The sequence below is a fragment of the Polaribacter vadi genome (assembly GCF_001761365.1).
GTDB classification, from domain to species: Bacteria; Bacteroidota; Bacteroidia; order Flavobacteriales; family Flavobacteriaceae; genus Polaribacter; species Polaribacter vadi.
Map to the genome: position 1 here is coordinate 2141811 of NZ_CP017477.1, position 13190 is coordinate 2155000.

Annotated in this window: 13 protein-coding genes (1 of these 13 only partly in view); 4 read left to right on the forward strand and 9 right to left on the reverse strand. The window is 29.9% G+C overall.

What is annotated here, in order from left to right:
* Positions 1–138: 138 nt before the first annotated feature.
* The 7 genes from truB to LPB03_RS09495 form a co-directional block, all read right to left on the reverse strand.
* Positions 139–834 (reverse strand): tRNA pseudouridine(55) synthase TruB, encoded by a 696-nt coding sequence (truB, locus tag LPB03_RS09465; RefSeq protein ID WP_065317557.1) that lies wholly within the window; start codon positions 832–834, stop codon positions 139–141.
* Positions 835–972: 138 nt separating this feature from the next.
* Positions 973–1767, reverse strand: coding sequence for an undecaprenyl-diphosphate phosphatase (locus LPB03_RS09470; RefSeq protein ID WP_065317556.1), 795 nt, complete (start codon positions 1765–1767; stop codon positions 973–975).
* Between the two features lie 3 nt (positions 1768–1770).
* Positions 1771–2013 carry a DUF3098 domain-containing protein gene (locus tag LPB03_RS09475; RefSeq protein ID WP_065317555.1) on the reverse strand — a complete coding sequence of 81 codons (243 nt, stop codon included), beginning with the start codon at positions 2011–2013 and terminating at the stop codon, positions 1771–1773.
* Positions 2014–2017: 4 nt separating this feature from the next.
* A complete protein-coding gene (locus tag LPB03_RS09480) occupies positions 2018–2896 on the reverse strand; it encodes a cell division protein FtsX (RefSeq protein WP_065317554.1) in 879 nt (292 codons plus the stop codon).
* A gap of 83 nt (positions 2897–2979) precedes the next feature.
* Positions 2980–3381: a methylmalonyl-CoA epimerase gene (gene mce, locus LPB03_RS09485; RefSeq protein WP_065317702.1), complete on the reverse strand. Its 402-nt coding sequence runs from the start codon at positions 3379–3381 to the stop codon at positions 2980–2982.
* Positions 3382–3388: 7 nt separating this feature from the next.
* Positions 3389–4810: a DUF5689 domain-containing protein gene (locus LPB03_RS09490; protein ID WP_065317553.1), complete on the reverse strand. Its 1422-nt coding sequence runs from the start codon at positions 4808–4810 to the stop codon at positions 3389–3391.
* Positions 4811–4829: 19 nt separating this feature from the next.
* On the reverse strand, positions 4830–7580 hold the full coding sequence (locus tag LPB03_RS09495) for a carboxypeptidase-like regulatory domain-containing protein (protein WP_065317552.1): 2751 nt from the start codon (positions 7578–7580) through the stop codon (positions 4830–4832).
* 122 nt (positions 7581–7702) lie between these two features.
* Between LPB03_RS09495 and LPB03_RS09500 the strand changes: the two genes are divergently transcribed.
* Positions 7703–8758, forward strand: coding sequence for an endonuclease/exonuclease/phosphatase family protein (locus tag LPB03_RS09500; protein ID WP_065317551.1), 1056 nt, complete (start codon positions 7703–7705; stop codon positions 8756–8758).
* Between the two features lie 90 nt (positions 8759–8848).
* On the opposite strand, the gene LPB03_RS09505 is transcribed toward LPB03_RS09500, so the two are convergent.
* Both LPB03_RS09505 and LPB03_RS09510 read right to left on the reverse strand, forming a co-directional pair.
* Entirely contained in the window at positions 8849–10399 is a 1551-nt protein-coding gene (locus tag LPB03_RS09505; protein ID WP_065317550.1) for an Rne/Rng family ribonuclease, read from the reverse strand.
* 320 nt (positions 10400–10719) lie between these two features.
* On the reverse strand, positions 10720–11010 hold the full coding sequence (locus LPB03_RS09510) for an HU family DNA-binding protein (protein ID WP_026776443.1): 291 nt from the start codon (positions 11008–11010) through the stop codon (positions 10720–10722).
* A gap of 141 nt (positions 11011–11151) precedes the next feature.
* Here LPB03_RS09510 and mutY point away from each other — a divergent pair, with 141 nt between their 5' ends.
* From mutY to LPB03_RS09525, 3 genes are all read left to right on the forward strand, one after another.
* Positions 11152–12198, forward strand: coding sequence for an A/G-specific adenine glycosylase (gene mutY, locus LPB03_RS09515; RefSeq protein WP_065317549.1), 1047 nt, complete (start codon positions 11152–11154; stop codon positions 12196–12198).
* A gap of 147 nt (positions 12199–12345) precedes the next feature.
* Positions 12346–12789, forward strand: coding sequence for a single-stranded DNA-binding protein (locus LPB03_RS09520; RefSeq protein ID WP_065317548.1), 444 nt, complete (start codon positions 12346–12348; stop codon positions 12787–12789).
* A gap of 18 nt (positions 12790–12807) precedes the next feature.
* Positions 12808–13190: the 5' end (the start) of a gliding motility-associated protein GldE gene (locus LPB03_RS09525; RefSeq protein WP_065317547.1), read on the forward strand. Its footprint extends 946 nt past the window's final position; 383 of the gene's 1329 nt are visible here — the first part of the coding sequence; the start codon lies at positions 12808–12810; its stop codon lies beyond the right edge, outside the window.

Below are 13190 nucleotides of genomic sequence, written 5' to 3' on the forward strand. Positions count from 1 at the left end.
TTGAAAATTAATTTTATTTTAACTGCATATATTTTTAATAAGAGGATAAAGCATAGATCATAATAGCACTAAAATTAGATTATAATGTTTTTTAAAAAAATAAAGGTTTGAAAAAAAAATAATTGAAATAACGTATACCTAACTCCCTTCTCCCAAACTCTCAATAAAACCTTCAATAGAAGTTGCATCATCAACAGAAAAATCACCAATTTTAGTTCTTCTTAAGGTTGATAAATGTGCTCCAGAGTTTAGCGCTTTTCCAAAATCGAAAGCTAATGAACGAATGTAAGTTCCTTTGCTACAAACCACTCTAAAATCTACTTTTGGAAAATTGATATTAGTGATTTCAAATTCTGTAATGGTTACAGTTCTTGCTTTAATTTCTGTAGTTTCTCCTTTTCTAGCTAATTCGTATAATCGTTTTCCATCTTTTTTAATCGCTGAAAAAATAGGCGGTTTTTGCTGAATTTCGCCAATAAACTGTTTTGTAGTTTCTTTTAAAAGCTCTTCAGTAATATGTTCTGTAGAATACGTTTCGTCGATTTCTGTTTCTAAATCGTAACTTGGTGTGGTTGCACCCACAGTAAAAGTACCTGTATATTCTTTTTCTTGACCTTGATAAGTATGAATTTCTTTCGTCTGCTTTCCAGTACAAATAATTAATAAACCTGATGCTAAAGGATCTAAAGTACCTGCATGACCAACTTTTATCTTTTTGATTTTAAAACGCTGTTTTATATGCCAACGTAGTTTATTGACGGCTTGGAAAGAAGTCCATTCTAAAGGTTTATCAATTAATAAAACTTGACCGTTTTTAAAATCTTCTTCTGTCATTAATACCAAGTTATTTCTATGTGAAAATGTAAAATAAAATTATAAAATTAATCCATAAAGAGATCCTGCTTTACAACAGGATTAGTTCAACTAACAATTTTTATAAATTACTGCGTAATTTATAAAAATTGAGTTTCACTAGCTTAAAAGTGCGTATCCAATTGCAATAAAACCAACTACTGCACAATAAATTGAAAAGTAAGAAAGTTTGCTCTTTTTAACGATGGCAATCATCCACTTACAAGCTAATAAACCTGCTAAAAAAGCAGCAATAAATCCTGCTGAAATTGGTAACATTTCTGATGATTGAAAGTTTAAATCTCCACTTAAAACATCTTTACCAATTTTTCCGAAAATTAAAGGAACTACCATTAAAAAAGAAAAACGAGCTGCTCTTGTTCTATCAATTCCTAATAAAACCGAAGTAGATATGGTTGCTCCAGATCTAGAAATTCCTGGTAACATTGCAATGGCTTGCGAAATTCCGATAATAACAGAATTCCAAAAAGAGACTTCTTTATTCGTGTTTTTTGCTTTGTCTGCTAACAATAATAAAACTGCTGTTACTAGCAACATTATTCCTACTAGAAGTATTTTTCCACCAAAAAAAGATTCTAATTGTTTTTCAAAAAGCAACCCTACAATTACTGCAGGAATCATAGAAATAATAATTTTTAGAGAGAATTTTAATTCATCATTCCATTTAAATTGAAATAATCCTTTAAAAATTTCTGCAACTTCTTTTCTAAAAACAACCAACGTACTTAAAGCAGTTGCAAAGTGTAAAACTACTGTAAACGTTAAGCTTTCTTCTGGCACAGAAGTATCGCCCAAAATAGCTTTTGCTAATTCTAAATGACCACTAGAAGATACTGGTAAAAACTCTGTTAATCCTTGAATTATTCCAAGAATTATTGCTTCTAAAACATCCATACTTTATTTTTTCGGGTCTGCTAAAATTGCGTAAATTTCTATTGCCAATCCTAAAAGAACCAAAGTTGGTGCTAAACGAATTCTTTGCCAATTGTAAATTTCTTCATTAAAAACATTTGGATCTTCACTACCTCCACCAGACATAAAAATAAAGCCAACAGTAATAAAAATAATCCCTACAAGCATTATGATGTAATTCCTTTTACCGAATAAAAATTCTTGTTCTTGATTCACTTCTTTTTTCATAATATTAATAATAAAGTTCGTCTGTTTGCAGATTTAAAAAACGCTGTGTTGCAAAAAATGTGCTAATCCAAGTAATTATTAAGGCAGATAAAATTACGCCTCCTGCAATATAACCTAAAGTGGCATAATCATTTAAAAAATCTAAACTTGGTATAAACTGGTCTAAATAATACACAACTACTGCTAAAGCCATTAATGCTATAAATGCACCAAATAGCCCTAACTTTATGCTTCTCCAAATAAATGGTCTTCTAATAAAACTCTTTGTAGCGCCAACCATTTGCATGGTTTTTATATTAAATCGTTTTGAGTAAATAGATAATCTTATAGAACTGTTGATTAAAATCATGGCTATCAACCCAAAAAAACTACTTAAAACTAACAACCAAAAACTGATTCTTTTAATGTTTTTTGTTAAAAGATTAATTAAAGGTTTATCATAAGAAACATCAGCTACAAAAGCATTTTTAGAAAATCTTTCTTCTAATTCTGCTACTTTTTCTGGAGTTACGTAATCTGCTTTTAAGTAAATATCGATTCCATTTTTAAGAGGATTTTCTCCTAAAAACTGTAAAAAATCTTCACCAATTTCTTCGCTATATTTTTTTGCAGCTTGTTCTTTGCTTGTATAAACTGCTTTTTTCGTGAATTCTTCTTCTAACAACGATTCTCTAAACGTTTTGATTTGTTTTTGAGTTACTTTATCTTTTATAAAAAGTGTAATCGCTACTTTTTCTTTTACATAATTGGCAACTTTTGTTGATTTTAGCACAATCAACCCTAAAACACCAACCATAAAAAGTACCAAAGCTATGCTAATTACAACTGATATGTAAGAAGATGTTAAGCGTCTTTTTTGATAAGAATCAAATTTTTTGGACATTGCTATTTATTGTTTAAAATCGGTGCAAGATAATAAAAAATAATGGGCAGTTTACAGTTACAGTATGCAGTTGTTATGTTAAATTAAATAATCTTTTGACATAATTCTATTAAAACCCCATTTGTAGTTTTTGGATGCAAAAAAGCTACCAATTTATTGTCTGCTCCTTTTTTAGGGATTTCATTTAAAACTGTAAATCCTTCTTTCTTTAATCTAGCAATTTCTGCAATAATATCAGTTACTGCAAATGCAATATGATGGATTCCTTCCCCTTTTTTAGCAATAAATTTAGCAATTGGACTTTCTGGATTTGTAGCTTCTAACAGTTCAATTTTATTAGGACCTGATTTAAAAAAAGAGGTTTTTACACCTTCAGAAAGCACTTCTTCTGTCTTGTAATGCTTTTCCCCAAAAAGTGCTGCAAATAATTGATTCGATTTTTCTAAATCTTTAACTGCAATTCCTATATGTTCTATTTTATCCATTTTAAAATTATCTGGCATTTATTTTAATATTATCTAATTCGTATGTTCCATCAAAATTAATATTCCCTGTTCCTGTATATTTAAATGCGATAAACGCTGTTCCTGAATAATCAGACAAATTTACATAGGTAGAATGAATCCAATTTTTAAAATTCTCTCCATCAGAAACTATTTTTGCTGGCAAAACATCCCAAGTTGCAGAAGTTACATTTATTGCTGTTCCATCCCAAATTGTAGAAATTAAAACTTCTAAATTACTACCATTTGCAAAACTGTTCGAGGTTTCAAACGATAAAAACTCGGCTGATGTTGTGTCCAAATTTACACCTTTTGTAATTAACCAAGTAATTGTGCTTGCGTTTCCAGAATTACTAGAACCAACTCTTGCAGCTTTACTTTGAGAATACGTATCTGAATACGAGCGCCAAGATTGTGTGCCCTCTTCTCTAAAATTTAACCAATCTGTAATTCTAATTTCTCCAGTTGAATTTTCAAAATCTTCTTCTAATAAAATGGTTGGGAAATCAACTTCGGATAATGTTGCACACCTTTCTCCATCCATAGAAATATCTTCATCTGAATTTAAAACCAAGACCAAAAAATCACCATCAAAATCGTTCGAAACCACTGCATTTATAGTTCCACCTCCTGAAGGCAACGTTTTATTTGCAAAACTTGCAAACGAACTTGTTTCTAATAATAAATCTGCAAAACCTAATGTTTGGCAGGTTTGTATTTTTCTTTGCGTATCAAAATCTTCTGTTGGATCTACAAAAGATTTCCCTTGTAAATTAGTTGGAAAAATAACATTTTCTACTTTTACAAAAGTTCCAATATCTGATGAATTTACTCCTGCCAAAGAAACTAATTTTGGTGTAATTACAGTTGTATTTTCGGATCTAAAAATATGTTTCTCTAGTTGATTTGTCGAAACGTTTTGTATTTCTAAAGCATCTGTAGGACTTATTTTTCCACCAATTGTTATAATGCCATCACCTGAATTTGTTTCACCAATATATAAATCTTTTAAAGAAATATAGACTTCTCTACCAAAATTGAACTTATTATAATTATTACTTAAATTCAACGAAACTTTTAAACCTGCTGTAGGATTTTCTGGAGCATCTTGCATATAAAATTCCCTAAAATAATTCCCTTTTTGATCCGAAGAAATTACATAGCCTTTTACTACAATTTTAGATGCAACTTTTAAAGGTTCGTTACCAGAAATGTATAATTCCTTAACTTCTTTTATCGTTTTTAATTGATAAATTCCAGCTTGAATACTGTCTAAAATACTCGCTAATTTTACATTTTCTTCATTTCCTAAACTTGATGGAATTTCAAAATCTCCATCATTTACACAATTTGTAAAGTAGAAACACATAGCAATTGCGCCTATTATTGTGATTAATTTATTTCTTTTCATCTTCGTTTTTATTTAGAATTTAAAAACTTATACTAGCATTTAAAAAATACGTTGTACCTCTTCCATACCAATATTTATTACCAAAAACAGGCGTTTCTAAAGCTTTATCATCTCTTAATTGCCTAAAGTTTGCATTTCTTCCTTGCTCAAATCCACCAGATTTATAAACTGTGTTCAACACATTATTTACGGTTGCAAAAAAGCTAATATATTTATCGCCAATTTTCCAAGATTTCCCACCAATCATATTTACAACCATATAATTATCAAAGCGTTCTTGTTGCAATAAATCTCTTGCTAAAATTGGGTTGTAATCTTCAAAAGGCAAACCATCATCATCTGTAAAAAAATTGCTAGATCTGTTTAAAGGTGCAATATCTGCATAGGTATTATCAAAGAAATTGGCAGTTGCTCCAACCCACCAATAATCTGGATCTCTATACTCAAAACCGACTGAATACGCATTTTGTGGGCCAGCAGAAACTTTGTAATTTTCTAAATTAGATATGTAATTTTGAGAACGACCTTTATCATCAAAAACACCCTCATTAGCAACATCCGTTGTTAAATATAAATCAGGATTATTATCATACGTAAATTGCCCAATAGCAGCTGCTCCTTTTAATTTTATGGTTGATGTAACTTGTGCCTCCAAACCAAATTCTATCCCTAAATGTTTTTTGTTGATGCCTGTTAAAACTTCTTGCACAAAAGCAGTATTATCACCTCCAACTCCATCAGCAAAATAGAAAGAAATTTCAGTGGCATCTTCAGTATAGTTATAATAACCTGTTAATCTTCCTGTTAATATTGGACTTCTAATAATATAGCTTACATCTGTAGAAAAAACATTTTCACTCACCAAATTATCAACCACATTATTGTTTTCTCTAGAGTTTGAAAACGAATTTCTAATAGTTGGTGCATTTGTAATGTAAGCAACATTTGCATCTAACAAATGGCGACCTGTAAGTTTATAAGTAACCCCTGCTTTTAATCCAACATTGGTAAAATTTAATTGTTCTGATTTCCCTAAAGAATTGTCAGGAAATCGTCCATTTTGATACAAACCTTCTCTTTGATACTTCGTTTGAGAAACACTTGCTGCTCCATAAAAATCAACTTTATTATATTTGAATTGACCTTGTACAAAACCTTTGGCAACAGCTGCATTTATGTTGTAATTATATCTAAATTTATCATTTACACCAACAATTCTATTAGGTGTTGCTATATTATTCTGTTTTGAATCTTCTGTATCAGCAAAATTATTGATATCTAAATATCCATTTCCACCTAATAAATCAATCACTTTTGCAAAACTATTAGAACTAAATTGCTTGTATTCTACTTTTGCATTTAGGTTGATGTGATCATTAATCGCCGAATTTAAGATCGTATTTACAGTAATTTGTTCATCATCATTTACATCTTCGTACAAAACATAACCACTTGGTAATTCTGCAGCGGCATTTGTAATATTGGCATCGAAAATTCGTGTCCAATCTAACTGACCATCGTTTAAAAATTCTTGTTGAAATTGATATGCGCTTGCCAAATCGTCTCTTGCCACAAAATAACTTGGCAAATATTGATAATAAGTAGGACTTGGATTTGCGCCTGCATTAAAATCTAAACGACTGTTTCCTATTTGCCCAAATTGATACGAGATATTTGTGTTTACCTCTGTTTTACTACTTACATTCCAATAATGATTCAACATTAAAATGGGCTCATTTACATCTTTAATTCTTGAATTGGCTTTTCTACCATTCAAATTCCCCCAATATTCGTTGTAAGCAATTCCTTTTAAATCGAAAACTTCTTGTGTATTTGGAGATGATTTCCCTCTTCTATTAGGTGTAAAAATTCCTGTAAAATTTAAGCTATGGTTTTCGTTTAGCTTTTTTTCAATCGATGCAAAAACAGCATATGCATTGTAAGAAGTACCATCATTAAAACCTTCTTGACCAGTTCTTCTACTTCCAGAAAATGTAAAAGCCCAACCATTTTCTCTCATTCCAGACGAATAAGTAGCCATTGCTCTGTGTACATAACTTCTGTTAGATGACGAATAAGAAAGCCTGATTCCTGGTCTTTGTTCTGAGGCTCTTGTGTTCATATTTGTAGCACCTAAAAGGCCACCAAAAGTAAAGTTTGAAGGCGATAAACCATTGCTGAATTCTTGATTCCTTAACACATCATTTAAACCACCCCAATTACTCCATTGAGCTCGTCCATCATAGATTTTGTTCATTTCAATGCCATTAATTAGCACTTTCCCATTTCCAGAATCTAAACCTTTTACACGAAAAAAGGAAGAACTAAACTCAAAAGCAGCAGTTCTTAAAAAAATATCTTTTGTAGCTTGTAATAGTCCAGCAATGTTATCTGCAGCACTTGTATCGTCATTTAATTCATCATCTGTAATGGTAATTAAACTTAAATCTTGGTCTTCAGTAAAATCTTTGTAAAATAAAATACTTCCTAAATCAATAGTTTCATCAAAAAGTTCAATAGGGAAATTTTGTGTTTCGTAACCCAAAAATTTAAGTTCCAAAATGTAACTTCCATTGGGAATAATATCAATTTTAAAAAAACCTTTTTCGTTGGTAATTTGAGTGTTTGGAATATTTAAAACACTTACCAAAACACCTTTTAGTGGGATTTTAGAATCGTTGTCAACAACAATTCCTTTTAAAATATTTTGTGAAAACACTGTTGTAAAAAACAATAGAAATACAACTATTAAAACAATAGTTTTACTCATAACCTTTTCTTTTTCAATTTTATAGCGAAGTCAAGTTAGTGTTTTTTAGCTAAAAAAAGCGATTATTTTGTAACTTTTTTTTATATTGAAGCGATTAGTTCTTTAAATTTAACAGAAAAAAAATGAAAAAAAGTAAGAAATATCTTCTCTTATTAATTCTGATATTTAGTTTTTTTACAATGTATTCTCAAGGAAAAAAATACAATATTAGAACCATTGCTTTTTACAATTTAGAGAACCTTTTTGACACCATAAATGATGTTACAAAAAACGATGAAGCAAGTCCAATGATGGCTCTAAAAGCAAATAAATCTAAAGTTTATTGGGATAAGATTGATAAATTAGGAAGCGTTATTGCACAAATTGGAGAAGATAAAGCAAATACAAGTCCAACAATATTGGGTGTTTCTGAAGTCGAAAATTTAAGTGTTTTAGAGGATTTGGTAAAATCTAAACATCTTATAAAAAAAGATTATGGAATTATTCATTACGATTCTCCAGATAAAAGAGGTATTGATGTAGCTTTAATCTATCAAAAAAGATATTTTAAACCTGTGCATCATGAGGTTTTTAATCCAAATATTTATCGAGATAATTTTAAAGTTTATACAAGAGATCAACTATTAGTTTCTGGTTATTTAGATGATGAGTTGATTCATATTATTGTAAATCATTGGCCATCAAGAAGTGGTGGAGAAGCAAAAAGTAGACCTTTGCGTGAAAAAGCGGCGTATCAAAACACAAAAATATTTGCTCAAATAAGAGAGAAAGACCCGAATGCAAAAATTTTAACGATGGGCGATTTTAATGACGACCCAATAAATGCTAGTTTTAAAGAAGTTCTTAAAACTAAAAGTAATAAAAGCGAGGTTGGCGATTTAGATATTTACAATCCTTATGAAGATTTATTCAGAAGAGGTTTTAATACGTTAGGTTACAGAGATAACATCAATTTATTTGATATGATTTTAATTTCATCGCCTTTATTAGACAAAGGCGAAAAAGATTTTTCTACCTATAAAATGTTTCAAGCAAAAATTTTTAACAAACGATTTTTAACCAGTAGAAAAGGGCAATTTAAAGGCTATCCTTTTAGAAGTTTTTCAAGTGCTGGTTACACAGGTGGGTATTCAGATCATTATCCTGTTTATATGTATTTACTTAAAGAGCAAGAATAACGCAAAAACGAAAGCGCTTTAAAATAGAAAAACCCGAAACTTAAAAGTTTCGGGTTTTTTTGATAATAAATTATTGCCTTATTTATAAAGTTATTTTTCTTCTTTTGTAGAAGTAAATTTATAATGTAAGTATGTGTAAGCATCTCTAGGTATAATTGTAATCCACTTTTTGTGTTTTAAATACCATTTAAAACGAATTGAATTTACTCCTTTTGTTAAATAAGCAGCAATAAAAGGATGAATATGTAATTGTATCTTTTTATCGGTTGATTTTTGCTGCTCTAAATTAATAATATATTTCTCTAAATCAGATTCTATATTATCTAACAAAACTATTGGAGCTTCTACTTGACCATTTTTATTTGGATTGTCTTCGGTAGTTTTAATACTTAACTCAGGTCTTACCCTTTGTCTTGTAATTTGTATCAAACCAAATTTAGTTGGTGGTAAAATTTTGTGCTTTGTTCTATCCAAAGCCATTTGTTCTTTTAAATGCTGAAACAATTTATTTCTGTTTTCAGCTTTATGCATATCAATAAAATCTACAACAATAATACCTCCCATATCACGCAATTGTAATTGACGCGCTACTTCAGTTGCTGAAATAAGATTTACCTCTAATGCAGTATCTTCTTGAGAACCTGCTTTATTTGAACGATTTCCACTATTTACATCTATAACATGTAAAGCTTCTGTATGCTCTATTACTAAATAGGCACCTTTGCTCATGGAAACTGTTTTTCCAAATGATGTTTTAATTTGCCTTTCTATTCCGTATTTTTCAAAAATAGGAATTTCAGACTTATGTAACTTCACAATTTTTTCCTTTTCAGGATAAATTTCCTGCAGATATTCTTTAATTTCTACTTTCAAAGTTTCATCATTTGTTACAATATTTGTAAAAGTTTCATTCATAACATCTCTTAATATAGAAGATGCTCTGTTTAACTCACTTAAAATTTTTGTTGGTGTATTTGTGTTAGGTATTCTCTTACACATGGTTGTCCAACGTTCTAATGAGTTTTGCAAATCTTTATCTAATTCTGCTACTTTTTTTCCTTCTGCAACAGTTCTTAAAATAACGCCAAAACCTTTAGGTCTTATGCTCTTTGCCAATCTTTTTAATCGTTCTTTTTCCTTCGGATCTTCTATTTTTTGAGAAACAGAAACTCTGTTAGAAAAAGGAACTAATACCAAATACCTACCAGCTATAGAAAGCTCTGAACTTAATCTTGGGCCTTTTGTAGAAATTGGTTCTTTTACAATTTGTACCAACAGGTTTTGCCCTGTTTTTAAAACTTTGTTAATACTACCGTCTTTGTTAATGTCTTCCTCTTTCTGGAAGTTTTTTAAAGTGAATTCTTTATACTTACCTGTGCTTACTTTCTTAAGGAATGAATTTAATGAGTTTACTTGCGCACCTAAATCATGATAATGTAAAAAACCATCTTTTGGATAGCCAACATTTACAAATGATGCGTTTAAACCTGTTAACACTTTTCCTATTTTGGCTAAAAAAATATCGCCTACAGAAAATTTGTTACCAGTTGTTTCATTATTTAACTCAATAAGTTTTCCATCTCTTAATAAGGCAAAATCAATATCAGATGAATTTGAACGAATAATCAATTCTGTTTTCATGCTGAACTTGGTTTTAACACTGCACTTTAGTGTGCAGATGGATTAATAATGTCAGGTACTTTTAAATACCGTGAAAAGATTTACTGGCTTACAACTTGTAAATCTTTTAATGTCAATGAACTTTTTTTGTACTGTAATTTCTTTTTCGCTATACAATAAACGAAAAAGTAAGCATTAGCTTACTTTTTCTTCTTGTGTCTATTTGCTCTAGCTCTTTTCTTTCTTTTGTGTGTAGAGATTTTTGCTCTCTTTCTTTTTTTACCACTTGGCATAATGATCTGTTGTTTTTTAAACCTTTAACGGTTTAGATTAGTATTTTGTTACTTTACAGCTACTTTATTTTTTACTCCTTCAGTAAAAGTTTTTGCTGGTTTAAAAGCTGGAATGTTATGAGCTGGAATCTTAATAGTTGTATTCTTTGAAATATTTCTACCAGTTTTTTCTGCTCTTGTTTTGATAATAAAACTACCAAAACCTCTTAAATAAACGTTGTCACCACCTTCTAATGCATCTTTTACTTCAGTCATAAATGCTTCAACAGTTGCTAAAACGTCTGTCTTTTCGATTCCTGATTTATCTGAAATTTTTGATACGATATCTGCTTTCGTCATGTCTCTATTTTTACTATATTTTTATTAATTTTATTCAAAAATTGCGGATGCAAATATATGATAATTAATCAACTCCAAAAATATAAACGATTAAATTTATGTGAATTTTATGATGTAATATTGCAAAACTATTTTTAAGCAATGAACTTTTCTAACATATTAATTTACTGGTACTTACAAAATAATAGAGAATTGCCTTGGCGAAAATCTAAAAATCCTTACTTTGTTTGGCTCTCAGAAATTATGTTACAGCAAACTAGAGTTGCACAAGGTATGGCATATTATCTTAAGTTTACAGATACATTTCCAACCGTTTTTGATCTTGCAAATGCAGAAGAAAGTACCGTTCTTAAAATGTGGCAAGGTTTAGGGTATTACTCTAGAGCAAGAAACTTACATTTTACTGCAAAACATATTGCAAACGATTTAAATGGTGTATTTCCATCTACCTATAAAGAACTCATAAAATTAAAAGGAATTGGAGATTATACAGCCTCTGCAATTGCTTCTATTTGTTTTAATGAGCCAAATGCTGTTGTAGATGGCAATGTCTATAGAGTTTTATCACGCTATTTTGGAATTAAAACCGCCATTAATTCATCAGCAGGAATTAAAGAGTTTAAAGTTTTAGCACAAACTTTACTAGATACATCTCAATCTGGAACCTATAATCAAGCAATTATGGATTTTGGTGCTTTGCATTGTAAACCTCAAAATCCGCTTTGTGAAACCTGTCCTTTTGCTGATAGTTGCGTAGCTTTCGAAAAGAATTTAACAAAAGAGTTGCCTGTAAAAGAGAAGAAAATAAAAGTTAGAAATCGATATTTTAATTTTATGGTAATAAAAACTGCAGATGAAAAAACCATTTTATCCGAAAGAAAAGGAAAAGGAATTTGGCAAGGTTTGTATCAGTTTCCATTATTAGAAAGTGATACAATTATCGATAAAGAGGAACTAATAACATCCGAAGAATTTATAAAACTATTTCCTGATGAAACCACGATTTCGCTTTTCAACAAAAAAGAAATTGTGCACAAACTTTCTCATCAGCATTTAAACACACAATTTTGGATTGTAGAAACTGTAACGTTACCAAAAGCAACCGTAAAATGGACAGAAATTAAACAATATCCTGTTCCAGTTTTAATCGCGAATTTTTTAGAAGAATATCAATTAAAAAGTAATTGATATTTTTAGTACTTTTGATGTAGAAATTAGTTGATCAACAAAAAACTATAAAAGTATTATCTACATTAAGGCATCGTTTATAAGAGCTATATAAATCTTCTTTCTGTGAGGTAGTTTTTAAAAGTTTTTTATCATAAAAAAAGAAAAATGGCAGGAACAATAAACAAAGTAATTTTAATCGGCAATTTGGGTGATGATGTGAAAATGCATTATTTTGATGATCAGAATTGTGTTGGGCGTTTTCCTATTGCCACAAGTGAAAGCTACACCAACAAACAAACTGGTGAAAAAGTAACCAATACAGACTGGCACAATATTGTGGTTAGAAATGGTTTGGCTAAAGTTTGCGAAAAATATTTAAGCAAAGGTGATAAGGTTTATGTGGAAGGAAAACTGAAAAACAGACAGTGGGAACAAGATGGAGTAAAACGTTATTCTACTGAAGTACAAGTTAATGAAATGACGATGTTATCTACCAAAAAAAATGCAGATATGGCTAACAATCCACAAGAAAACAAAACAGCTTCTGCAAAACCTGAACAACCAAAATCGGTTGTAAAAGAAGAAGAAAACGACGATTTACCATTTTAATACCTTAAACTTTTAAATTTGGACCCAGATCCCGAACATTTATATATATTACTAAATTCCATCGATTTTTTAACTGGAATAAATGCTATTGTTTTAATTTTTTTACTGATTAGTTCTGCTTTAATTTCTGGAACTGAAGTTGCCTTTTTTTCACTTTCTCAAAGCGATTTAAATGAACTTACCAACGAGGCCAAAGGAGAAAATATTATTGTTACTTTATTAGAAAGACCTCGAAAATTATTGGCAACCATATTAATTACTAATAATTTTATCAATATATTAATTGTGTTACTTTTTGCTTCTTTAGCAGAAACCCTTTTTGGCGATTTCGATTATCAACTAAATGCTTTTTTCTTTACAATTCCCATTCGTTTTTTAATTGAAATTGTTTTAGTAACCTT